This window comes from Thermus sp. (assembly GCF_056332225.1).
Map to the genome: position 1 here is coordinate 1 of NZ_JBWGQW010000014.1, position 21,620 is coordinate 21,620.

The following is a 21,620-nucleotide window of genomic DNA, read 5'->3' on the forward strand; positions in this document are numbered from 1 at the left end:
TACTCCAGCACGCCCAGGTAGGCGTAGAGGTCGGGGCCGCCGGGAAGGATTTCCACCACGAGCTCGGGGAACTTTTCCGCCACCTCCTCGGCCTTCTCCTTGGGGGTGTTGGGCCCGAGGAAAAGGGTGAGGACCTCCTTCCCCTCCTTGGCCAGGCGGATGAGGCCCTCGAGGACCTCCTCCGGGGTCTCCCCCACCAGGACGAGCCTCCCGTCCAGGAGGCCGATGGGCTTGTCCTTCAGGACCTTGAGCCCGTCCACCTCGGCGTCGCGGCTGGCCCAGGTGACCTCGAGGGTCGCCGCCCCCTTCATGGCTTCCTCCATCTCGGGAAGGAGCTCCTCGGGAAGGCTTTCCGGGGTGTAGCGCACCGCCGCCGCCAGGCCCTGGCCCAGGGTGCGGCTCTTGAGCACGAAGGCCTCCTTCCCCTTCTCCTTGGCCAAAGCCGCCGCCCGCTCCGCCGCCAGGAAGACGTTGGGGTTGTTGGGCAGGAGGATCACCTTGGGGTTGGGCACGCTTCGGATGGCGGAAAGCAGCTCCTCCACGCTGGGGTTCTGGGTCTTTTCGCCCGCCACCACCCTGGCCCCCAGGCTGCGGAAGGCCCGGGCCACCCCGTGCCCCAGGGCCACCGCCACCAGGCCCGTGGGGGGAGGGGCCTCGTCCAGGAGGCCCGCCATGGCCAGGATCTCCGTGTGCTGCTCGGCCATGTCCTCCACCTTGGTGCGCACCATGCGCCCAAAGCGGGCCACGGTGGAAAGAAGGCCATCGGGGTCGTCCGTGTGGATGTGCCCCTTCACGTAGCCCTCGGCCCCCACCACCAGAAGGGAGTCCCCAAAGGGGGCCACGGCCTCACGGATGCGCTCTATGGGCACCTCCACCCCCTCCATGAGGAACTCGGTGCAGTAGCCAAAGGCCTCCGTGGCGAAGGCGGTCTGGGCGTAGCGTTCCACCTTGGGGGGCTCGGGAAGGGGAAGCCTAAGGGCGTAGCCCCTCAAGCCCTCCAGGAAACGCACGTACCCCGCCCCGCCGGCGTCCACCACCCCCGCTTGCTTAAGGACCGGCAGAAGCTCAGGGGTCCTCTCCAGGGCCTCGCGGGCGGCCTTCAGGGCGTTTTCCAAGACCTCTTCCAGGGTCTCCCCCCTGGCCCCCTCCCCGGCCGCCCGGGCCACGGTGAGGATGGTCCCCTCCACCGGGCGCATCACCGCCCGGTAGCCCGTCTTTGCCCCAAGGCGCAGGGCCTCGGCCAGGGCCTGGGCCTCCAGGGCCTCCCTCTCCCGAACGGCCTCGCTGAAGCCCCGGAGGATCTGGGAGAGGATGACCCCGCTGTTGCCCCGGGCCCCGAGGAGGCTCCCGTAGGCGATGGCCCGGGCCACCTCGGGCATCCTCGAGGTGTCGGCCAGGTCCAGCTCGCGCCTTGCGGACTGGAGGGTAAGGTGCATGTTGGTGCCCGTGTCCCCATCGGGCACGGGGTAGACGTTGAGGGCGTTGAGCTCCTCCACGTAGACCGCGAACCAGTCCGTGGCGTAGCGGAAGGCCTCCGCCAAGGCCTCAGGTCCCCAGCTAGCCACCCCCCACCCCCACCACGTGGACCTGCACCTGGGAGAGCTCCACGCCGGCAAGCTTCTTTGCGGCGAACCCCACCCGCTCCGCCAGGGACTCCACCACCGTGGGGATGCGGACCCCCGGGGCCACCACCACGTAAAAGTCCACCTGGTACTTCCCCGGGGCCTGGGGGTCAGGGCGGACCAGGACCCCTTCGCTGGCCTCCTGCCGCCCCAGGATCCGCACCACCTGCTCCTTCAGACCCGCCGGGGCCATCCCCACCACCCCCGGCACCTCGTGGGCCGCCAGGGCCAGGAGGGAGGCCAAAGCGCCCTCGGTGAGGGTGATCCGCCCTTGCATCCTACCTCCTCAGGGCCTCCTCCGGAGGCGTGTAGGGCAGGCCGAAGGCCTCGGCCACCCCGGGGTGGGTGAGGAGGCCCTTGTGGGTGTTGAGGCCCTTGAGGAGGGCCTCGTCCTCCAGGAGGGCCTGAAGCCCCTTCTCGGCGAGCTTCAGCACGTAGGGCAGGGTCTGGTTGGTGAGGGCGAAGGTGCTGGTCCTCGGCACCGCCCCCGGCATGTTGGCCACGCCGTAGTGGACCACGCCGTCCACCACGTAGGTGGGCTCGGCATGGGTGGTGGGGCGGATGGTCTCCACGCACCCCCCCTGGTCCACGGCCACGTCCACGATCACCGCCCCCTCCTTCATCAGGGGGAGCATGTCCCGGGTAACGAGCTTGGGGGCCTTGGCCCCGGGCACGAGGACCGCCCCGATGAGGAGGTCGGCGTGCTGGACGCTCTTCTTGATGTTGGCCTCGGTGGCGGCGAGGGTCACCACCCGCCCGCCGAAGACGTCGTCCAGGTACTGGAGGCGCCTGTGGTTCACGTCCAGGATGGTCACCTGGGCCCCCATCCCCAGGGCGATCTTGGCGGCGTTGGTGCCCACGGTCCCGCCCCCCAGGATCACCACGCTGGCCGGGGCCACCCCCGGCACCCCCCCGAGGAGGACCCCCCGGCCCCCCTTGGGCTTCTCCAGGAACTGGGCCCCCACCTGGGGCGCCATGCGCCCCGCCACCTCGCTCATGGGCACGAGGAGGGGGAGGGAGCCATCGGGGAGCTGGACGGTCTCGTAGGCGATGCCCGTGACCCCGCTACGGAGCATGGCCTCGGTGAGGCCGCGGTCTGCGGCCAGGTGCAGGTAGGTGAAGAGGACGAGGCCCTCCCGCAGGAAGCCGTACTCCTCGGGCAGGGGCTCCTTCACCTTCACCACCATCTCCGCCCCCCAGGCCTCCTCCCGGCTCACCAAGAAGGCGCCCGCCCGCTCGTACTCGGCGTCGGTGAGGCCCGAGCCTAGCCCCGCTCCCCGCTCCACCAAAACGGTATGCCCCCGCCTTACCAGGCTTTCCGCCCCCCCGGGGGTAAGGGCCACGCGGTTTTCCAGGGTCTTGATCTCCTTGGGTACGCCGATCACCATGCTAGACCTCCTTCACGAAAACCCGCTTGATCTTGAGCTTGAAGCCGTCCCCCTCGGCGATGGCCAAAAGCCGCCTCCGGGAGTCCACCAGGGTCACGTAGCCCAGGGCGGGGATGGGGAGGGGAATGCCCTCCAGGACCCGCCGGGCCTCGGTGTGGGAGAGCTCCACCACGGGAAAGGGAAGGGCGTCCACCTCGGGAATGGCCTTGTCGGGGGCAAGCTCCCCAAGCCTCACCGCCCGCTCCAGGCCGATTTTGCCGATGCGGGTGCGCACCAGGCCGGAGAGAAAGGCCTTGGTCCTAAGTCTCTCCCCGAGGTCCCGGGCGAAGGCCCGCACGTAGGTGCCGGGCCCCACCACGAGCCGCACCACGGCGGTGGGGTAAGGCCCCAAGGGCTTGGGAAGCTCCACCTTCCGCCCCCCCTTCTCCGCCAAGCGCCACCCCCTCGCCGAGGGGGCGATGGGGTGGGGGGTGGGCTCGGGGTCTAGGGCGAGGAGCTCCACCTCGAGGTACCGCACCGGCCTTGGCCCAAGCTCCAGGGGCTTGCCCTCCCGGGCCGCCTCGTAGGCCCGCTTCCCCCCCACCTTGATGGCGGAGAAGAGGGGGGGCACCTGCTCCTTGACCCCGAGGAAGGAGGCCAGGGCCATCTCCAGCTCCCGGCGGTCAAAGCGCACCGGGGCCTCCTCGCTGATGGGCCCCTCGGCGTCCAGGGTGGGGGTGGTGGCCCCAAAGGAAACCCAGGCCAGGTATTCCTTGTCCTCTGCGGAAAGGAAGGGGACCAGCTTGGTGGTCTCCTCGGAGACCAGAAGGAGAAGCCCGGTGGCCAAGGGGTCCAGGGTGCCCGTGTGCCCTACCCGGCGGGTAGAGAGGCGCTTCCTCGCCTCCTCCACCACGTCGTGCGAGGTGAGGTGGAGGGGCTTGTCCACCGCAAAGAGGGCCATGCCTAAGGGATTGTATCACCCACTAGAATGGTAGGGTGGACCTGGAAGGGCGGTATCCCAGCCTAAGCTTCGCCTGGCCCCGGCCCGGGGTGCTGGAGATCACCCTGGCGGGCGAGAAGCTGAACGCCCTGGGGCCCGCCGCCCACCGGGAGCTCGCCCGGGTGTGGCGGGACCTGGAAGGGGTGGAGGGCCTGCGGGCTGTCCTCCTTAGGGGGGCGGGCGGGGTCTTCTCCGCCGGGGGCTCCTTCGGCCTCATTGAGGAGATGCGGGCCTCCCGCAGGGCCCTCCTCCGGGTCTTCCGGGAGGCGCGGGAGCTGGTGCTCGGGCCCCTGGACTTCCCGAGGCCCGTGGTGGCCGCGGTGGAAGGGGTGGCCGTGGGGGCGGGGCTCGCCCTGGCCCTCGCCGCCGACATCGCGGTGGTGGGGAAGAAGGCGAGGCTTCTGGACGGCCACCTCCGCCTCGGGGTGGCGGCGGGGGACCACGCCGTCCTCCTCTGGCCCCTCCTCGTGGGCATGGCCAAGGCCAAGTACCACCTCCTGCTGAACGAGCCCCTTTCCGGGGAGGAGGCGGAGCGCCTGGGCCTCGTGGCCCTAGCGGTGGAGGACGAAAGGGTCTACGAGAAGGCCTTGGAGGTGGCGGAAAGGCTCGCCCAAGGCCCCCTGGAGGCCCTAAGCCACACCAAGCACGCCCTCAACCACTGGTACCGGAGCTTCCTCCCCCACTTTGACCTCTCCCTGGCCCTGGAGTTTTGGGGCTTTTCCGGAGAGGAGCTGGAGGAGGGCCTAAGGGCCCTCAAGGAGAAGCGCCCGCCCGAGTTCCCATGAAGGCGCTCCGCCTCCAGGCCTTCCTCGCCCGAGCCGGGGTGGCGAGCCGCCGCAAGGCGGAGGACCTCATCCGCCAGGGGCGGGTGCGGGTGAACGGCCTGGTGGCCAGCCTCGGCCAGAAGGTGGGACCCCTAGACCTCGTGGAGGTAGACGGGAAGCGGGTGGCCCTGCCCCAAGAAAGGGTGGTTCTCGCCCTCCACAAGCCCCAAGGGTACACCACCACCCGCCAAGACCCCCACGCCCAGAAGACCGTCTTTGACCTCCTCCCCGAGATCCCCGGCCTCCACCCCGTGGGCCGCCTGGACCGGGACTCCGAGGGCCTTCTCCTCCTCACCAACGACGGGGCCCTCACCCACCGCCTCACCCACCCCCGGTTCGGGGTGCGGAAGGTCTACCGGGTCTGGACGGAAGGGGGAACGCTGCCCAAGGAGGCGTGCAGGAGGCTCCTCCTGGGCGTGGACCTCGAGGACGGCCCCGCCCGGGCCCTGGCCTGCCGCCCGGCCCCTGGGGGAGCGGTCCTCGTCCTGGGGGAAGGGCGCAAGCGGGAGGTGCGGCGGATGCTCGAGGCGGTGGGCTACCCGGTAAAGCGCCTCCTCAGGCTAAAGGTGGGGCCCATCCGCCTCGGGGACCTTCCCCCTGGGAAGTGGCGGAGGCTTTCGGAGGAGGAGGTGCGGGCCCTGGAGGAGGCGGTGGGGAAAGGCCCGTTAGAATAAGGGCCATGTTCACGCCGGGGGACGGACCGGTGCAGATCAGCGCCGAGGCCATAAAGAGGCGGGTGGAGGAGCTGGGGAGGGAGATCGCCCGGGACTACCAGGGCAAGACCCCCCACCTGATCTGCGTCCTGAACGGGGCCTTCATCTTCATGGCCGACCTGGTGCGGGCCATCCCCCTGCCCCTCACCCTGGACTTCATCGCCATCAGCTCCTACGGGAACGCCTTCAAGTCCAGCGGGGAGGTGGAGCTCCTCAAGGACCTCCGCCTTCCCATCCACGGCCGGGACGTGATCGTGGTGGAGGACATCGTGGACACGGGGCTCACCCTCTCCTACCTCCTGGACTACCTCGAGGCCCGCAAGCCCGCCTCCCTCCGCGTGGCCGCCCTCCTCTCCAAGCCCCAGAGGCGGCAGGTGGAGGTCCCCATCCACTACCTGGGCTTTGAGATTGAGGACGCCTACGTCTACGGCTACGGCCTGGACCGGGCCCAGTTTGACCGCAACCTGCCCTTCATCACCTCCATCCGCCCGGAGGAGGAATGAGGTACCTGGACCTGCTCACCGCCCTCTTCGCCACGGTCCTCCTCGTCTCCAACGTGGCCTCCACCAAGCTCGTGGTCCTGGGGCCCTTCACCTTTGACGGGGGCACCCTCCTCTTCCCCCTGGCCTACATCTTCGGGGACGTCCTCACCGAGGTCTACGGCTACCGGAAAAGCCGCAGGGTCATCTGGGCGGGCTTCTTCGCCCTCCTCCTCGCCACCCTCACCTTCCAGGCGGTGGCCGCCCTTCCCACGCCGGAAGACGCGGAGAGCCGCCGCTTCGGCGAGGCCTTCGGCCTCCTCCTCGGCCTCACCCCAAGGATCGTCCTGGGAAGCCTCCTCGCCTACCTCCTGGGGGAGTTCGCCAACGCCTACGTCCTGGCCAAGCTCAAGGTGCGCACCGGAGGGCGGTTCTTCTGGCTCCGGGCCCTCGCCTCCACCCTGGTGGGCCAGGGGCTAGACACCGGGGTCTTCCTCCTCGTGGCCTTCTACGGGGTCTTCCCGAGCGAGGTGCTCCTCGCCGTCTTCCTCTCCAACTACGCCTTCAAGCTCGGGGTGGAGGCGGTCATGCTCCCCCTCACCTACGCCGTGGTGGGCTTCCTCAAGCGGGCCGAGGGCCTGGACGTCTACGACCGGGACACGGACTTCAACCCCTTCCGCCTGGCCTGAGCCCCGGAGGAAGTGGCGTAAGCTTTAGGGGGATGCCGGGGATCGCCATCATCGGGGCGCAGTGGGGGGACGAGGGCAAGGGCAAGGTGGTGGACGTCCTGGCCCGGGAAGCCGACTACGTGATCCGCTACCAGGGCGGGGCCAACGCCGGGCACACCGTGGTGGCCGAGGGGCGGGTCTTCAAGCTGAACCTCCTCCCCTCGGGGGTCATCCACCCCCACGCGGTGAACGTCCTGGGGGACGGGATGGTCATTGACCCCTTCCGCTTCCAGGAGGAGGTGGAAAACCTGCGGAAGGAGGGGTTCCACCCCAAGATCCTGGTCTCGGAGCGGGCCCACCTGGTCCTCCCCCACCACAAGCAGGTGGAAAGCCGCCACAACTTCGTGGGGACCACGGGGCGCGGCATCGGCCCCGCCTACTCCGACCGGGCGAGGCGGGTAGGGATCCGGGCCGGGGACCTCCTGGACGAGGCCACCCTGAAAGAAAGGGTGCGCCGCCTCCTCCTGGAGAAGCCCAACTCCACGAAGGAAGCGGGCTGGGACACGGAGGAAAAAGCCCTCGCCGACCTGCGCCGCATGCGGGAGATCCTAGGCCCCTACATCGCCGACACCGGGGCCCTCCTCCAGGAGGCCTGGAAGAAGGGGAAGCGCCTCCTCTTTGAGGGGGCCCAGGCCACCCTTTTGGACCTGAACTACGGCACCTACCCCTACGTGACGAGCTCCCACCCCACCGTGGGGGGGATCCTGGTGGGGACGGGCCTCTCCCACAAGGCCCTCACCAAGGTCTACGGCGTGGCCAAGGCCTACGCCACGCGGGTGGGGGAAGGCCCCTTCCCCACGGAGCTCCAGGGGGAGCTCGCCCACCACCTCCGGGAAAAGGGCGGGGAGTACGGGACCACCACGGGAAGGCCGAGGCGGGTGGGCTGGCTGGACCTGGTGGCCCTGAGGTACGCCTCCGAGGTGAACGGCTTTGACGGCCTGGTGCTCACCAAGCTTGACGTGCTCTCGGGGCTTCCCAAGGTGAAGGTGGCCGTGGAGTACCTGGACGGGGCCCGGCCCGGGGAGGCGAGGCCCGAAGCGGTGCGCTACCTGGAGCTCCCCGGCTGGGGCGACCTCTCCCACGTGAAGCGCCGGGAGGACCTCCCCGCAAACCTCCTCCGCTACCTGGAGCTCGTGGAGGAATACACCGGGGTCCCCGTGGTCCTCTTCTCCACGAGCCCCAGGCGGGAGGACACCTTCGGAGCGGTGAGCTGGGTGTAGCGCCCTCGTATACTAAAGCCATGCCCCGGAGCGCCCCCCTGCGCCGGGCCACCTTTGAAGAGTTCCTGGCCTTGGAGGCCTCCTCTCCCGAACGCCACGAGTTGGTGGAGGGGCTGGTCTTCGCCCTGGCCGGGGGAACGGACATCCACAACCGCCTGGTGACCCGCCTCCTCCTGAAGCTTCTCCCCAAAGCCGAGGAGAAGGGGTGCGAGGCCTTCGCCGAAGGCGTGCTCCTCAAGGTGGGCGAGGCCGCCTACTACCCCGATCTCTTCGTCACCTGCGAGGAAACCCTAAACGGGGCCCCCTTCAAGGAGACCGCCTGCCTGGTGGTGGAGGTCCTCTCCCCGGGAACGGAAGCCATAGACCGCGGGGAAAAGCTTCTCCGCTACCGCGAGCTTCCCGGCCTTCAGGCCTACGCCCTCGTGGCCCAGGAGGCCAGGCGGGTGGAGATCTACCGCCGCCTGCCCGACGGAGGTTGGCGCTACGAGGTGGTGGAAAAGGGCCAGGCAGAGCTTCCCTGCATAGGGGCGGTCCTGGATCTGGAGGAGCTCTACCGGGGACTCCCCTTAAGGAAGGTCACGTAGCGCTCCAGGAGGAGGTAGGCCTCCCCCGAGGCCAGGACCTCCCGGGCCAACGCCACCCCCTCCTTTAGGGAAGGGGTCTTCCCCGCGGCGTAGAACCCGGCCCCCGCGGCCAGGGCCACGGCGTCGGCCAGGGGGCCCTTCTCCTCCCCCTTGAGGAGGCGGCGGGCGAGGGCCGCGTTTTCCTCGGGGCCTCCCCCCTTCAGGGCCTCGAGGGGGGCCCTCCCCAGGCCCACCTCCTCGGGGGTGAGGGTGTAGGCCCCCTTCCCCACCTCCACCACGCGGTTCTCCCCGAGGACGAGCTCGTCCGCCCCCTCCCCGTGGACCACGAGGCCCCGGGCCCCAAGCCGCTCCAGGGCCTCGGCCATGGGGGCAAGCCACTCCGGGCTGAAGACCCCTAGGACGTAGGTGTCGGCCCCCGCGGGGTTGGTGAGGGGGCCGAGGAGGTTGAAGACGGTGCGCACGCCGAGCTCGGCCCGCACCGGGGCCACGTGGCGCATGGCGGGGTGGAAGACCCGGGCGAAGAGGAAGCCGAAGCCCAGGGCCTCTATGGCCTCCCCCACCTTTTCGGGAGGGGCTTCCAGATTCACCCCGAGGGCCTCCAAGAGGTCCGCGCTCCCCGCCTTGGAGCTCGCCGCCCGGTTCCCGTGCTTGGCCACGGCCACGCCCCCCGCCGCCGCCACCAGGGCGGCCAGGGTGGAGAGGTTTAAAAGGCCCTTCCCGTCCCCCCCGGTGCCCACGATGTCCAGAAGGGGACGCCTATGCACCCTAAGGGCCCTCGCCGCCTCCCGCATGGCCCTCGCCATGGCGGCGATCTCGTGGGGCCTTTCCCCCCTCACCGCCATGGCGGCGAGGAGCCCCGCCGCCCGCACCGGGGAGACCTCCCCCGCCATCAGGGCCCGCATGACCTCGTAGGCCTCCCCCTCCTCCAAGACCTCGCCCAAGATCGCCTTCTTCACCGCGTCCATGGGTCCTCCAGGAAGTTCTTGAGGATGCGTTTACCCGCCTCCGTGAGGTAGCTTTCCGGGTGGAACTGCACCCCGTGGGTGGGGTAGTCCCGGTGGCGGAAGCCCATCACCGTCCGCCCCCCCGCCTCCTCCGCCCAGGCGTTCACCAAAAGGGCCTCCGGCACCTCCTCCACCGCCAGGGAGTGGTACCGGGTGGCGGGGAAGGGGCTCGGCAACCCTCGGAAGACCCCGGTGCCGTCGTGGTGGATGGGGCTTACCTTGCCGTGCATGAGAACGGGGGCGGGGACCACCTTCCCCCCGAAGGCCGCCCCGATGGCCTGGTGCCCGAGGCAGACCCCCAGGATGGGGTAGCGGGGGGCGTAGCGCTGGATCACGGGGACGGAAAGCCCCGCCTCCAAGGGGGTGCAGGGCCCGGGGCTGATGAGGATCCGGTCCGGGTCCAGGACCTCCACCTCCTCCAGCTGGAAGCGGTCGTTCCGCCACACGATGGGGCTTGCCCCAAGCTCCCCCAGGTACTGCACCAGGTTGTAGGTGAAGCTGTCGTAGTTGTCCACCACCAAGACCCTCATAACCTCTCTCCCCTTCGCTCCGCCAACGGAAACACCTGCCAGGCCTCCTTACCGGGGCCCCCATGCCGGCAGGGGCCGGCATGAGGGGTATCATAGCCCCTCCTCCGCCATCTCCACCGCCTTGAGGAGGGCCCGCGCCTTGTTCCAGCACTCCTCGTACTCCCGCTCCGGCACCGAGTCCGCCACGATCCCCGCCCCCGCCTGGACGTGCATCCACCCCTTCGCCACCACGAAGGTGCGCAGGGTGAGGGCCATGTCCATGGCCCCGTCGTAGGCCAGGTAGCCGAAGCTCCCCCCGTAGGGCCCCCGGCGGTGGGGCTCCAGCTCCTCAATGATCTCCATGGCCCGGATCTTCGGGGCCCCGGAGACCGTGCCCATGGGCAGGACGCTGGCCAGGGCGTCCAAGGGGGTCTTCCCCTCGGCCAAGACCCCTTCCACCGTGGAGACCAGGTGCATCACGTGGGAGTAGTGCTCCACGTGCATGGGCTCGAGGACCCGCACCGTGCCGAAGGCCGAGACCCGGCCGAGGTCGTTGCGGGAAAGGTCCAGGAGCATCACGTGCTCCGCGAGCTCCTTCTCGTCCTTGAGAAGCTCCTCGGCAAGCCTTCGGTCCTCCTCCTCGTCCTTCCCCCTCGGCCTCGTGCCCGCGATGGGCCGGGTGACCACCTTTTTGCCGTCCGAGCGGAGGAGGCTTTCCGGGCTCGCCGAGACCAAAACCACCTCCCCCAGGTCCAGGTAGCCCATGTAGGGGCTCGGGTTCACGCTCCTCAAGGCCCGGTAGAGGGCGAAGGGGTGGACGGTGAGGGGGGAGGAGAGCCTCAAGGAGAGGACCACCTGGAAGATGTCCCCGGCCCGGATGTAGCGGAGGGCCTTCTCCACCGCCTCGAGGTAGGCCTCCCGGGAAAGGTCCTCCTGGAAGCGGGCCCTCCCCCCCGCCCGCTCCCCCGGCACCCCGGGCAAGGGGCCCTTGAGCCTCCTCTCCGCCCAGGCGAGGCGGCCTTCCGCCTCCTCGAGGTCCCTTCCCGGGGCCACGAGGTGGAGGAGGTTTTTGAGGTGGTCAAAGACGGCCACCACCTCGGGCTCCACGAAGAGGAGGTCGGGGAGGCCCAGGTCGTCGGGCTTGAGGCTGGGAAGCCGTTCGTAGTAGCGGATGAGGTCGTAGGCCGCGTAGCCCACCACCCCGCCGAAGAAGGGGGGAAGGTCGGGGTGGCGCTCCAGGGGAGCATAGACCCGCTCGTAAAGGGCACGCAAGGGATCTTCCGTTTCCACCCGCTCCCCGTTCACCGTGAAGACCCCGTCCTTCAGGCGGAAGGTGCGCCGGGCCCCCACCCCCACGATGGAGAAGCGGCTCTGCCGGCCCCTTTCCACCGACTCCAAAAGGAAGCTCACCGGGGCCTTCTCGGAGAGCTTCAGGTAGGCGGTCACCGGGGTTTCCAGGTCCGCCAGGAGGGTTTTGCGAAAGGGTCTTATGGTCTCCATGCCGCCTCCTAAAGAAAGCCCCGGGGCGTGCGCCCCGGGGGAAAGACCGCCTCCCTCCCGGGGCCTAACCGGGCCACCAGCGAAGGAGGGTCAGGGTCATGCTCCCAGGATAGCCCAAAAGGTTCGCGGGGTCTAGGGGTTTTCCGGGGCGGCCCTAGAAGCGCTCGGCCACGGTCTTCATCTGCAGGAAGTGGAGGAGGTAGTCGGGACCGCCCGCCTTGGTGTCCGTGCCCGAGAGGTTAAAGCCGCCGAAGGGCTGGACCCCCACCAGGGCCCCGGTGATCTTGCGGTTAAAGTAGAGGTTGCCCACGTGGAACTCCCGCCGGGCCCATTCCAGGTGCTCCCGCTTCCTGGAGTAGACCCCGCCCGTGAGGCCGTAGGGGGTGTCGTTGGCCACCTCCAGGGCCTCGGCGAAGTCCTTCACCCGGATCACGGAGAGCACCGGGCCGAAGATCTCCTCCTGGGCGATCCTGGCCTTGGGGGGCACCTCGGTGAAGACCGTGGGGGCGATGAAGTACCCCTCCCCCTCGAGGCGCTTCCCCCCGAGGACGAGCTGCCCTTCCCCCTTGCCGATCTCAATGTAGGCGAGGACCTTCTCCTCCTGGGCCTTGGAGGCCACGGGGCCCAGGTCGGGGTTCTCCTCCGCAGGGCCCACCACGAGCCTCTCCGCCCGTCTGAGGACCCGCTCCAGGACGGGCTCGTAGGCCTTCTCCGTGAGGATGAGGCGGCTCGCCGCCGAGCACTTCTGCCCCTGGAAGCCGTAGGCGGAGACGAGGATGCCCTCGGTGGCGGCCTCCAGGTCGGCGGTCTCGTCCACGAGGATGGCGTCCTTGCCGCCGAGCTCCAGGAAGACCCGCTTGATCCACCTCTGTTCTGGGGCCAGCCGGGAAGCCGCCTGGAGGATCCAGAGGCCCACCTCGAGGCTCCCCGTGAAGTTGATGAACCGGGTCCTGGGGTGCTCCACCAGGTAGGCCCCCACCTCCTTCCCCTCCCCGGGGAGGAGGTTCACCACCCCCGGGGGGAAGCCCGCCTCGTGGAAGATCTCAAAGACCTTGGCGGCGATGACCACCGTGTCCTCGGCGGGCTTGGCCACCACGGTGTTTCCCACCACCACCGGCCCGGCGATCATCCCGGTGAAGATGGCGATGGGAAAGTTCCAGGGGGCGATGACCACCCCGGCCCCCAACGGGATATAAAAGCTCTCGTTGTCCTCGCCGGGGTAGGGCACCACCTCCACCGAGGGGTACTTGTACTTCAGGGCCTGGCGGGCGTAGTACTCCAGGAAGTCAATGGCCTCGGCCACCTCGGCGCTGGCCTCCACCCAGTTCTTGCCGATCTCGTAGACCAAGGTGGCCTCGAGCTCCCGCCGCCTCCTCTTCATGAGGGCCGCGGCCTTGAGGAGGAGGCGGCTTCGGTCCTCCTGGGGCCAGTCCTTCCAGGTCTTGAAAGCCTTCCAGGCGGCCTCGAGGGCGGCCTCCGCCTCCGCCTTTCCCGCCTTGGCCACCGTCCCCACCACCTCCCTCGGCGCCGAGGGGTTGAGGGAGGCGATGCGCTCCTTCGTGTCCACCCACTCCCCCCCGAGGTAGAGGGGGTAGTGGCGGCCAAACTCGCCGCGAACCCGCCTCAGGGCCTCGCGCATGGCGCGCCGGGCCTCCTCCGTCTGGAAGGTCTCAATGGGTTGGTTCCGGAAAGGTTCCACCGTCATCCTCACTTCACCTCCTCTAGCCGGAGACCAGGCTCCTCAGGACCAGGAAGAGGTTCTCCGGCCTTTCCGCGATCCTCCGGGTGAGGTAGGGGTACCAGTCCCGGCCGTAGGGCACGTAGGCCCGCACCGTGTACCCCTCCCGGGCGAGCCTCCTCTGCTCCTCGGAGCGCACCCCGTAGAGGAGCTGGAACTCAAAGCCCTCCCTGGGGATGCCCATGGCCTCCGTGTAGCGCTTCACCTCGGCGATGAGCCTGGGGTCGTGGGTGGCGAAGGCCACGTAAAGCCCCTCCCTAAGGGCGAGCTTTCCCAGGTGCAGGTACTCGGCGTCAATGAGGCGCTTGTCCTGGAAGGCCACCTCCTTGGGCTCCCGGTAGGCCCCCTTCACCAGGCGGAGGTTGGGCCGGTAGGGGAGGAGGTCCAAAAGGTCCTTCTCCGTGCGGTAGAGGTAGCTTTGCAAAACGATCCCCACCCCGGAAAAGCCCTCCTCCCTCAGGGCCTTGTAGACGCGCAAGGTGGCCTCCACCCGGGGGGAGTCCTCCATGTCCAGCCGCACGAAGACCCCCCGGGCCTCCGCCTCCTTGAGGATCTCCCGGAGCAAGGAGAGGGCGAGGTCCTCGGAGAGGTCCAGGCCGAGCTGGGTGAGCTTCAAGGAGACGTACTTGGGCCAGGGCTTCTCCCCCAAGGCCCAGACGAGCTCAAGAAGCCCCCGCTGGAAGGCCCGGGCCTCCTCCTCGGTGCGCACCATCTCGCCCAAAAGGTCCAGGATGGCGTGGACGCCCTCCCGCTCCAGGGCCTCCGCCGCTTTCAGGGCCTCCTCCAGGGTCTCCCCCGCCACGTAGCGCCGCACCAGGCCCTTCGCCCGGGTGCGAATAAGGCGCTCCACCTGAGGGTTGCCCGCCACCTCCAGGACAAAGGACCGGTAGGCCAGGTCTAGGTTCATACCCCTCCTTTCAGCCGCCCCACCACCAGGTCGCGGAAGCGGAAGACGTGGGCCTCCACCGCCCGCCTCGCCCCTTCCGGGTCCTTGCGGGAGAGGGCCTCGAGGATGGCCCGGTGCTCCCGCCTCGTGGCCTCGTCCTGGGAGAGGGTGGGGAGGGCGCTCCGGGCCAGGGCCAGGGTGGCGAGGAGGTCCTCGTAGAGGCGGTAAAGCGTCCGGTTCCCGGATAGCCGCACCAGGGCGCGGTGGAACTCCAGGTCCCGGCGCATCTGCTCGGGGTAGTCCTCCCGGGGGGCCTCGTCAATGGCCCGAAGAAGCCCTGAAAGCTCCTCAAGCTCCCAGGGCGTGGCCCTAAGGGCCGCCTCCCGGGCCGCCTCCCCCTCCAAAAGGGCCCGCACCCCGTAGACCTCCTCCACCTCCTCCGGGGTGAAGGCCTTGACCCTCGCCCCCTTCCCCGGGACGAGCTCCACCAGGCCTTCCTCGGCGAGGCGCATCAGGGCCTCCCGCACGGGGGTGCGGGAGACCCCCAGGTCCTGGGCCAAAAGGGGCTCGGAGAGCCTCTCCCCCGGGGAAAAGCGCCCCGAGAGGAGGAGGTCCTTGAGGTGGCGGTAGACCGCCTCGCGCACCTGGTTGGGGCGGCGGAAGCCCAAGGTCTGCATCCTGTATACAGGATGTACCAAGCGTACCCAAAAGTCAAGCCAAGGGCGGCTCCTAGGGCCACCCCTGGCCTTTATTGAGGCTATTTAGCAGGCTGAGGCAACGGTTGCCCGTCCGGGCCGTATTTGAAGTAAGAGGGCGGAATACGACGAATTAGTTCCTCAACGGCCTTGCTCACCATTACAGCCAGGGCCTTACCCTCCACCCGGAAAGCGGCCACAACGGCGCCCGTCCTCACATCAACCGCACGGAAATCCACAGCTACGAAATCCACAGCTACGTACGCTTTCTTCTGCCCTCCTCCCAAAACTCCCAAGAGGCCTCCCATCAAGCCTCCGCCACGTGTACCCCCAGCATCTGTTTCGAAGGCCGTGATGGTCCCAGTTATCAAAATCTCCGCCCCTTGCAGCTGCTGGGCCTGGTTACCAATTTGGCTCTCCTTCTGCAGCTGCTCTAACACAGATCGTTCGTAAACAATGAAATGATTGGAGTTAATAAGGGCGGTAATAAGCATATCGGATATGCCAGCGCCCACGTCACCCTTACTGGTTGAAACCTCAACGCCGAAGAGCTTACCCAGAATAGCCACACCCACTTGTGAGGAGTCCACACCTGGGCCACACTTTTCTGCCTTGCACGGAAAGGAAGCCACGACTACCTTCGCCCGGGGCCCCGTGTAGTCAAGGTAGGGGTTATCTGGGAAAAGCCCCGAGTCCACCTTGGTTGTTACCTGGGGTGCGCAAGCGCCCAAAACTACCGCTCCAACCAGAAGAAGCCAGGTCCTCCGCACGAAACCTTTACCTCCTTGCTCATCCACCCCCATGGGGGGGTCGGTGAACAGTCTATTAGATATAGTAAAGGGAGAGCAAGCCCACTCAAACCTGACGAAAGATTTTTGGGTGATGATGTCGGCTTTTCCTCTCTAGCCTAGGGCTTTTTTAGCATTTCTTTGAACCATCCCCCCACCGCTTCCAGTAAGGTCCAAATCGCACCTCGTGGCTCCTCGCCGCCCCCTCGGGGCCGGGGTCCACCCCGAGCTCCTTCGCCAGGAAGTAGCGGTGGTCCATGACCCAGAGGTAGAAGTCGGCCTCAGTGCGGCCTGGGAAGTCCTTAAGGAGTCCCAAAAGAGCGTGAGAGGGCGGACAAGCGCCCCTGGACAACCGGGCGCCCGAGGGGTTAGATAGGGCCATGGCCTTGGACCTGCGGACCCGCGTGCAGGCAGAGCTGGAAAGGCTTAAGCGGGAGGGGCTCTATATCCGCCCCAGGGTCCTCGAGGCCCCCCAGGAGCCCATCACCCGGGTGGAGGGGCGGGAGGTGGTGAACCTCGCCTCCAACAACTACCTCGGCTTCGCCAACCACCCCTACCTCAAGGAGCGGGCCCGCCAGTACCTGGAGCGGTGGGGGGCGGGAAGCGGGGCGGTGCGCACCATCGCCGGAACCTTCCCCTACCACCTGGAGCTGGAGGAGGCCCTGGCCCGCTTCAAGGGGACGGAAAGCGCCCTCGTGCTCCAGTCGGGCTTCACCGCCAACCAGGGGGTGCTGGGGGCCCTCCTCCAGGAGGGGGACCTGGTCTTCTCCGACGAGCTGAACCACGCCAGCATCATCGACGGCCTCCGCCTCACCAAGGCCACCCGGCTGGTCTTTCGCCACGCCGACGTGGCCCACCTGGAGGAGCTCCTCAAGGCCCACGACACCGACGGCCTCAAGCTCATCGTCACCGACGGGGTCTTCTCCATGGACGGGGACATCGCCCCCCTGGACCGGATCGTCCCCCTGGCCAAGCGGTACGGGGCGGTGGTCTACGTGGACGACGCCCACGGCTCGGGGGTCTTGGGGGAGATGGGGAAGGGGACGGTCCACCACTTCGGCTTCCACCAGGACCCCGACGTGGTCCAGGTGGCCACCCTCTCCAAGGCCTGGGCGGGGATCGGGGGGTACGCCGCGGGGGCCTTGGAGCTCAAGGAGCTCCTCGTCAACAAGGCGAGGCCCTTCCTCTTCTCCACGAGCCACCCGCCCGCGGTGGTGGGGGCGCTCCTCGGGGCTTTAGAGCTCATCCAGAAGGAACCCGAGCGGGTGGAAAGGCTCTGGGAGAACACCCGCTACTTCAAGCGGGAGCTCGCCCGCCTGGGCTACGACACCCTGGGGAGCGAGACCCCCATCACCCCGGTCCTCTTCGGCGAGGCGCCCCTGGCCTTTGAGGCGAGCCGCCTCCTCCTGGAGGAGGGGGTCTTCGCCGTGGGCATCGGCTTCCCCACCGTGCCCCGGGGCAAGGCGAGGATCCGCAACATCGTCACCGCCGCCCACACGAAGGAGATGCTGAATAGGGCCCTCGAGGCCTACGAGAAGGTGGGCAGGAGGCTCGGTATAATCCGCTAAATGTTCTTCCCCCCTTCCCTCCCTCCCACGCCCTCCGGGCGGAGCCTGGGCCGGGTGGAAACGCCCCCCGAGGTAGTGCGCTTCATGGTGGGCCTGGCCGAGGCCCCGAAAGGGGGAAGGGTGCTGGAGCCCGCCTGCGCCCATGGGCCTTTCCTAAGGGCCTTCCGTGAAACCCACGGGACGGGCTACCGCTTCTTCGGGGTGGAGATCGACCCCTCCGCCCTGGACCTTCCCCCTTGGGCGGAAGGGGTGGTGGCGGACTTCCTCCTTTGGGAGCCGCCTGGGGAAGCCTTCGACCTGGTCCTGGGGAACCCGCCCTACGGTATTGTAGGAGAGGCCAGCAAGTACCCCATCCACGTCCTCAAAGAGGTCAAGGGCCTCTACAAGAAGGCCTTTTCCACCTGGAGGGGGAAATACAACCTGTATGGGGCTTTCATAGAGAAGTCCGTCCGGCTTCTAAGACCTGGCGGGATGCTCGTCTTCGTGGTCCCCGCCACGTGGCTCGTCTTGGACGATTTCTCCCTCCTTAGGGCGTTTTTGGCCCAGGAGGGAAGGGTGGAGGTGTACTACCTGGGCGAGGTCTTCCCCGGAAGAAGGGTGAGCGCCGTGGTCCTCCGATTCCAGAAGGGAGGAAAGGGCCTTGCCCTCTGGGACACGAAGCGGGAGGGGGGGGAGTTCGTTCCCGCACTTTGGGAAGAGTACCCCGACTGGCGAGGGGAGATGGTTCGCTTCGAAACCGAGGAAACCCGAAGGCTGGAAGCCTCCGGAACGCCCCTCGGCAAGCTCTTCCGCATACGCTTCGCCGCGAGGAGCCCGGAGTTCAAAAGGCACCCCGCCGTCCAAAGGGAACCGGGGCCAGGCCTGGTGCCCGTCCTCACGGGAAGGAATCTCAAGCCAGGCTGGATAGACTACGAGAAGAATCACTCCGGCCTTTGGATGCCCAAGGAGAGGGCCAAGGAGCTCAGGGACTTTTATGCCACGCCCCACCTGGTGGTGGCCCACACCAAGGGGACCAAGGTGGTGGCCGCTTGGGACGAAAGGGCCTATCCCTGGCGGGAGGAGTTCCACCTTCTCCCCAAGGAAGGTGTGAGGCTAGATCCCTTGCTCCTGGCGCAATGGTTAAACTCCGAAGAAATGCAGGCGCACGTTAGGACCCTTTATCGGGACTTCGTACCCCACCTGACGCTGAGGATGCTAGAAAGGCTTCCCCTGAGGAGGGAATATGGCTTCCACACAAGCCCAGTCCGCTGGGAAAGGGTGGCCCAGGAAGCCCTCACCGGCCTGTGAAGTACGCCCGGAGGACGAGCCCCAAAGAGAAGAGGAGTCCCAAGGCCACGAAAAGCTCGGGGCGCTTCGGGGGGTCTTTCAGGCCGCGGTGGAGCCACCCTCCGGGCTCGAGGCCCCCCAGGTAGTGGAGCCCCGCCGCCAGGAGGAGGCCGTAGAGGAGGTGGAGGCCGTCCTTGGGCCTGAGGCCCTGGGGGAGGAGGAGAAAGCCCAAGAGGACCTGGAGGATGGCCGCCCAGGCCACCCCCCGAAGAAAGGCGTAGAAGCGGGAAGGGAGGGGGCGGAAGAAGCCAAAGAGGCCCACGAGGGCCAAGGCGGGCACCGCAACCAGGAGGAAAAGGCCCAAGGAGGCGTGCAGGAAGATCCCAACCATGAGGGCAGGATACCCGGGGAACGCCCGGGCGGGAAGCGCCGATACGCTGGCCCCAGTCCGATAAACTTTCCGGGCCCAGGCGGGGAGAGCCTCCTTCGCAAGGGGAAAAACCCCACTCCGGTTGTGGTATACTGAAGGGGTGAGCTACGACGCTTCCGCCATTAAGGTGCTCAAGGGCCTGGAGGGGGTCCGCCACCGCCCGGCCATGTACATCGGCGGCACGGGGGTGGAGGGCTACCACCACCTCTTCAAGGAGATCCTGGACAACGCCGTGGACGAGGCCCTGGCGGGCTACGCCACGGAGATCCTGGTGCGCCTCAACGAGGACGGCTCCCTCGCCGTGGAGGACAACGGCCGCGGCATCCCCGTGGACCTCATGCCCGAGGAGGGGAAGCCCGCCGTGGAGGTCATCTACACCACCCTCCACTCCGGGGGCAAGTTTGAGCAGGGCGCCTACAAGGTCTCCGGGGGGCTCCACGGGGTGGGGGCGAGCGTGGTGAACGCCCTTTCCGAGTGGACCGTGGTGGAGGTCTTCCGCGAGGGGAAGCACTACCGGATCGCCTTCAGCCGGGGCGAGGTCACAGAAGCCCTCCGGGTGGTGGGCGAGGCCCCCAGGGGGAAGACCGGAACCCGGGTCACCTTCAAGCCCGACCCCGAGATCTTCGGGAACCTCCGCTTTGACCCGAGCAAGATCCGGGCCCGCCTCCGGGAGGTGGCCTACCTGGTGGCCGGGCTCAAGCTCGTCTTCCAGGACCGCCAGCACGGCAAGGAGGAGGTCTTCCAGGACCGGGGGGGCGTGGCCTCCTTCGCCAAGGCCTTGGCCGAGGGGGAGGATCTCCTCTACGAGAAGCCCTTCCTCATCCGGGGCACCCACGGGGAGGTGGAGGTGGAGGTGGGCTTCCTTCACACCCAGGGGTACAACGCCGAGATCCTCACCTACGCCAACATGATCCCCACCCGGGACGGGGGCACCCACCTCACCGCCTTCAAGTCCGCCTACAGCCGCGCCCTGAACCAGTACGCCAAGAAGGCGGGCCTCAACAAGGAAAAAGGGCCCCAGCCCACGGGGGACGACCTTCTGGAGGGGCTTTACGCCGTGGTCTCGGTGAAGCTTCCCAACCCCCAGTTTGAGGGGCAGACCAAGGGGAAGCTCCTGAACCCCGAGGCGGGGACCGCCGTGGGCCAGGTGGTCTACGAGAGGCTTCTAGAGATCCTGGAGGAGAACCCCCGCATCGCCAAGACCATCTACGAGAAGGCCCTAAGGGCCGCCCAGGCCCGGGAGGCGGCGAGGAAGGCGAGGGAGCTTGTCCGCAGGCAAAACCCCCTGGAGTCCGACGAGCTTCCCGGAAAGCTCGCCGACTGCCAGACGGAAAACCCCGAGGAGGCGGAGCTTTTCATCGTGGAGGGGGACTCGGCGGGGGGAAGCGCCAAGCAGGGCCGGGACCGCCGCTTCCAGGCCATCCTGCCCCTTAGGGGCAAGATCCTCAACGTGGAGAAGGCGGGGCTTTCCAAGGCCCTGAAGAACGCCGAGGTGCGGGCCATGGTCTCGGCCATCGGCGTGGGCATCGGGGGGGATGGGGAGGCCCACTTTGACCTCGAGGGCCTCCGCTACCACAAGATCATCATCATGACCGACGCCGACGTGGACGGGAGCCACATCCGCACCCTTCTCCTCACCTTCTTCTACCGCTACATGCGCCCCCTCATTGAGCGGGGCCACGTCTACATCGCCCAGCCCCCCCTCTACCGCCTGCAGGTGGGGAAGAAGGTGGAGTACCTCTACTCCGACGAGGAGCTCCAGGCCCGCCTCAAGGAGCTGGAAGGAAAGAGCTACGAGGTCCAGCGCTTCAAGGGCCTGGGGGAGATGAACCCGGAACAGCTTTGGGAGACCACCATGAACCCCGAGAAGCGGGTCTTAAAGCGGGTGGAGCTCCAGGACGCCCTCGAGGCCAGCGAGCTCTTTGAGAAGCTCATGGGGCAGGAGGTGGCCCCGAGGCGGGAATTTATTGAGGAGCACGCCCGCTACGCCGAGCTGGACGTCTAATACCCCCTATGCCAGCCCAAGGCGTGGGGGCCCGGAAAAGGGGTCCCCACGCCCCCGGTTTGGGCGGGGGTTTTCCTCCTTCCCCAAAGGGCGGGGGCCCCGAAGGGCGCCCCCCTAGGGCCGGAAGAGCTCGGCCCTCACCCCGAGGGCGCGGGCCCGCTCCACCCATAGGGGGTTATCGTCCCAGTAGCGCACCCCCTCGGGGGGAAGGCCCAGGGCCTCGAGGGCCAGGGCGAGGGCCTGGATCTTTTCCGGATGGAAAAAGGCGGAAACCCCCTCGGGAGGGGGCCAGTCGGAAACCAGGAAGAAGGGCTCGGGGAAGGCGTGGGGCCGCCGCCGAAAGGCCAAGGGGTAAAGGCGGGAAGCCCCGGGAAACAGGGCCTCCAGAACCCCCGGGCCTTCCTCCTTGAGGCGGGGCAGAAGCCCGTAGAAGGCCTGGGAGAGGTAAAAGAGGGGCTCGCCGCTCCTCTCGGAAAGAAGCCGGAGGAGGTGGGGCTCCAGAGGCTCAAAGTAGACCCCGGAGAGGTCCAGGAGGTGCACCACCGAAAGAGCGTACCCTAAAGGGAACGGGCGGGTCTATGGCTTTTGGCCGCACCCACTTTCTGCTCGGACCTCTTCATTTTATCACGGGTTGCCCGTATGTAAAGTGGTATGCAGCAAACGCCCTGGGAAAGCGGGCTCCCGGGGCGAGGCG

At 68.0% G+C, this 21,620-nt stretch carries 22 protein-coding genes and 1 pseudogene; 9 read left to right on the top strand and 14 right to left on the bottom strand.

From position 1 onward, the window contains the following. The 4 genes from AC01Y6_RS04320 to truB form a co-directional block, all read right to left on the bottom strand. On the bottom strand, positions 1-1,565 hold a 1,565-nt coding region (locus tag AC01Y6_RS04320), incomplete at its 3' end, for a DAK2 domain-containing protein (RefSeq protein ID WP_347240872.1). Then, a complete protein-coding gene (locus AC01Y6_RS04325; protein ID WP_428720836.1) occupies positions 1,558-1,899 on the bottom strand; it encodes an Asp23/Gls24 family envelope stress response protein in 342 nt (113 codons plus the stop codon). The genes AC01Y6_RS04325 and AC01Y6_RS04320, both read right to left, overlap by 8 nt. A gap of 1 nt (position 1,900) precedes the next feature. Then, positions 1,901-3,010: an alanine dehydrogenase gene (gene ald / locus AC01Y6_RS04330; protein WP_476670390.1), complete on the bottom strand. Its 1,110-nt coding sequence runs from the start codon at positions 3,008-3,010 to the stop codon at positions 1,901-1,903. 1 nt (position 3,011) lies between these two features. Then, on the bottom strand, positions 3,012-3,950 hold the full coding sequence (gene truB / locus AC01Y6_RS04335; RefSeq protein ID WP_476670391.1) for a tRNA pseudouridine(55) synthase TruB: 939 nt from the start codon (positions 3,948-3,950) through the stop codon (positions 3,012-3,014). Between the two features lie 35 nt (positions 3,951-3,985). Here truB and AC01Y6_RS04340 point away from each other — a divergent pair, with 35 nt between their 5' ends. The 6 genes from AC01Y6_RS04340 to AC01Y6_RS04365 are packed head-to-tail and all read left to right on the top strand — an operon-like array spanning position 3,986 to position 8,537. Beyond that, positions 3,986-4,774: an enoyl-CoA hydratase/isomerase family protein gene (locus tag AC01Y6_RS04340; protein WP_476670392.1), complete on the top strand. Its 789-nt coding sequence runs from the start codon at positions 3,986-3,988 to the stop codon at positions 4,772-4,774. Next, positions 4,771-5,487 carry a pseudouridine synthase gene (locus AC01Y6_RS04345; RefSeq protein ID WP_476670393.1) on the top strand — a complete coding sequence of 239 codons (717 nt, stop codon included), beginning with the start codon at positions 4,771-4,773 and terminating at the stop codon, positions 5,485-5,487. The genes AC01Y6_RS04340 and AC01Y6_RS04345 overlap by 4 nt, the downstream gene beginning before the upstream one ends. 5 nt (positions 5,488-5,492) lie before the next feature. Further along, positions 5,493-6,029, top strand: coding sequence for a hypoxanthine phosphoribosyltransferase (gene hpt, locus AC01Y6_RS04350; protein ID WP_347240865.1), 537 nt, complete (start codon positions 5,493-5,495; stop codon positions 6,027-6,029). After that, complete coding sequence (locus AC01Y6_RS04355; protein WP_476670394.1) at positions 6,026-6,694, top strand: queuosine precursor transporter; 669 nt, start codon at positions 6,026-6,028, stop codon at positions 6,692-6,694. The genes hpt and AC01Y6_RS04355 overlap by 4 nt, the downstream gene beginning before the upstream one ends. Before the next feature lie 32 nt (positions 6,695-6,726). Beyond that, complete coding sequence (locus tag AC01Y6_RS04360) at positions 6,727-7,953, top strand: adenylosuccinate synthase (RefSeq protein ID WP_476670396.1); 1,227 nt, start codon at positions 6,727-6,729, stop codon at positions 7,951-7,953. Positions 7,954-7,973: 20 nt separating this feature from the next. Continuing rightward, entirely contained in the window at positions 7,974-8,537 is a 564-nt protein-coding gene (locus AC01Y6_RS04365; RefSeq protein ID WP_476670397.1) for a Uma2 family endonuclease, read from the top strand. Here AC01Y6_RS04365 and trpD read toward each other — a convergent pair. The 8 genes and pseudogenes from trpD to AC01Y6_RS04405 all read right to left on the bottom strand — a co-directional run. Next, positions 8,504-9,502: an anthranilate phosphoribosyltransferase gene (gene trpD, locus AC01Y6_RS04370; protein WP_476670398.1), complete on the bottom strand. Its 999-nt coding sequence runs from the start codon at positions 9,500-9,502 to the stop codon at positions 8,504-8,506. The genes AC01Y6_RS04365 and trpD overlap by 34 nt on opposite strands. Continuing rightward, positions 9,490-10,071 carry an anthranilate synthase component II gene (locus AC01Y6_RS04375; protein WP_428720286.1) on the bottom strand — a complete coding sequence of 194 codons (582 nt, stop codon included), beginning with the start codon at positions 10,069-10,071 and terminating at the stop codon, positions 9,490-9,492. Before AC01Y6_RS04375 ends, trpD begins: the two co-directional genes overlap by 13 nt. Before the next feature lie 90 nt (positions 10,072-10,161). Then, complete coding sequence (trpE, locus tag AC01Y6_RS04380; RefSeq protein ID WP_428721563.1) at positions 10,162-11,550, bottom strand: anthranilate synthase component I; 1,389 nt, start codon at positions 11,548-11,550, stop codon at positions 10,162-10,164. Positions 11,551-11,704: 154 nt separating this feature from the next. Continuing rightward, a complete protein-coding gene (pruA, locus tag AC01Y6_RS04385) occupies positions 11,705-13,255 on the bottom strand; it encodes an L-glutamate gamma-semialdehyde dehydrogenase (protein ID WP_347240857.1) in 1,551 nt (516 codons plus the stop codon). Positions 13,256-13,271: 16 nt separating this feature from the next. After that, positions 13,272-14,195 carry a proline dehydrogenase gene (locus AC01Y6_RS04390; RefSeq protein ID WP_428715667.1) on the bottom strand — a complete coding sequence of 308 codons (924 nt, stop codon included), beginning with the start codon at positions 14,193-14,195 and terminating at the stop codon, positions 13,272-13,274. Then, entirely contained in the window at positions 14,192-14,851 is a 660-nt protein-coding gene (locus AC01Y6_RS04395; RefSeq protein ID WP_347240855.1) for a GntR family transcriptional regulator, read from the bottom strand. The genes AC01Y6_RS04390 and AC01Y6_RS04395 overlap by 4 nt, the downstream gene beginning before the upstream one ends. A gap of 80 nt (positions 14,852-14,931) precedes the next feature. Then, entirely contained in the window at positions 14,932-15,567 is a 636-nt protein-coding gene (locus tag AC01Y6_RS04400) for a CsgG/HfaB family protein (protein ID WP_476670401.1), read from the bottom strand. A 220-nt stretch (positions 15,568-15,787) separates the two neighbouring features. Next, positions 15,788-15,973 (bottom strand): annotated as a pseudogene (locus tag AC01Y6_RS04405) (transcriptional regulator); the annotation flags it as partial. Between the two features lie 64 nt (positions 15,974-16,037). Here AC01Y6_RS04405 and AC01Y6_RS04410 point away from each other — a divergent pair. Then, entirely contained in the window at positions 16,038-17,225 is a 1,188-nt protein-coding gene (locus tag AC01Y6_RS04410; RefSeq protein ID WP_476670402.1) for a glycine C-acetyltransferase, read from the top strand. After that, on the top strand, positions 17,226-18,512 hold the full coding sequence (locus AC01Y6_RS04415; protein WP_476670403.1) for an N-6 DNA methylase family protein: 1,287 nt from the start codon (positions 17,226-17,228) through the stop codon (positions 18,510-18,512). Here the strand turns inward: AC01Y6_RS04415 and AC01Y6_RS04420 are convergent. Further along, positions 18,499-18,882: a hypothetical protein gene (locus tag AC01Y6_RS04420; RefSeq protein WP_347240851.1), complete on the bottom strand. Its 384-nt coding sequence runs from the start codon at positions 18,880-18,882 to the stop codon at positions 18,499-18,501. The genes AC01Y6_RS04415 and AC01Y6_RS04420 overlap by 14 nt on opposite strands. Positions 18,883-19,021: 139 nt before the next feature. Between AC01Y6_RS04420 and gyrB the strand changes: the two genes are divergently transcribed. After that, entirely contained in the window at positions 19,022-20,926 is a 1,905-nt protein-coding gene (gyrB, locus tag AC01Y6_RS04425) for a DNA topoisomerase (ATP-hydrolyzing) subunit B (protein WP_476670404.1), read from the top strand. A gap of 114 nt (positions 20,927-21,040) precedes the next feature. Here gyrB and AC01Y6_RS04430 read toward each other — a convergent pair whose 3' ends face one another. Then, on the bottom strand, positions 21,041-21,469 hold the full coding sequence (locus AC01Y6_RS04430; protein ID WP_347240849.1) for a hypothetical protein: 429 nt from the start codon (positions 21,467-21,469) through the stop codon (positions 21,041-21,043). Positions 21,470-21,620: the final 151 nt, after the last annotated feature.

Coding starts and splice junctions, on each gene's coding strand:
- AC01Y6_RS04325 (WP_428720836.1), bottom strand. CDS start 1,899: ATGCAAGGGCGGATCACCCTCACCGAGGGCGCTTTGGCCTCCCTCCTG.
- ald (WP_476670390.1), bottom strand. CDS start 3,010: ATGGTGATCGGCGTACCCAAGGAGATCAAGACCCTGGAAAACCGCGTG.
- truB (WP_476670391.1), bottom strand. CDS start 3,950: ATGGCCCTCTTTGCGGTGGACAAGCCCCTCCACCTCACCTCGCACGAC.
- AC01Y6_RS04345 (WP_476670393.1), top strand. CDS start 4,771: ATGAAGGCGCTCCGCCTCCAGGCCTTCCTCGCCCGAGCCGGGGTGGCG.
- hpt (WP_347240865.1), top strand. CDS start 5,493: ATGTTCACGCCGGGGGACGGACCGGTGCAGATCAGCGCCGAGGCCATA.
- AC01Y6_RS04355 (WP_476670394.1), top strand. CDS start 6,026: ATGAGGTACCTGGACCTGCTCACCGCCCTCTTCGCCACGGTCCTCCTC.
- AC01Y6_RS04360 (WP_476670396.1), top strand. CDS start 6,727: ATGCCGGGGATCGCCATCATCGGGGCGCAGTGGGGGGACGAGGGCAAG.
- AC01Y6_RS04365 (WP_476670397.1), top strand. CDS start 7,974: ATGCCCCGGAGCGCCCCCCTGCGCCGGGCCACCTTTGAAGAGTTCCTG.
- trpD (WP_476670398.1), bottom strand. CDS start 9,502: ATGGACGCGGTGAAGAAGGCGATCTTGGGCGAGGTCTTGGAGGAGGGG.
- AC01Y6_RS04375 (WP_428720286.1), bottom strand. CDS start 10,071: ATGAGGGTCTTGGTGGTGGACAACTACGACAGCTTCACCTACAACCTG.
- trpE (WP_428721563.1), bottom strand. CDS start 11,550: ATGGAGACCATAAGACCCTTTCGCAAAACCCTCCTGGCGGACCTGGAA.
- pruA (WP_347240857.1), bottom strand. CDS start 13,255: ATGACGGTGGAACCTTTCCGGAACCAACCCATTGAGACCTTCCAGACG.
- AC01Y6_RS04390 (WP_428715667.1), bottom strand. CDS start 14,195: ATGAACCTAGACCTGGCCTACCGGTCCTTTGTCCTGGAGGTGGCGGGC.
- AC01Y6_RS04395 (WP_347240855.1), bottom strand. CDS start 14,851: ATGCAGACCTTGGGCTTCCGCCGCCCCAACCAGGTGCGCGAGGCGGTC.
- AC01Y6_RS04410 (WP_476670402.1), top strand. CDS start 16,038: ATGGCCTTGGACCTGCGGACCCGCGTGCAGGCAGAGCTGGAAAGGCTT.
- AC01Y6_RS04415 (WP_476670403.1), top strand. CDS start 17,226: ATGTTCTTCCCCCCTTCCCTCCCTCCCACGCCCTCCGGGCGGAGCCTG.
- AC01Y6_RS04420 (WP_347240851.1), bottom strand. CDS start 18,882: ATGGTTGGGATCTTCCTGCACGCCTCCTTGGGCCTTTTCCTCCTGGTT.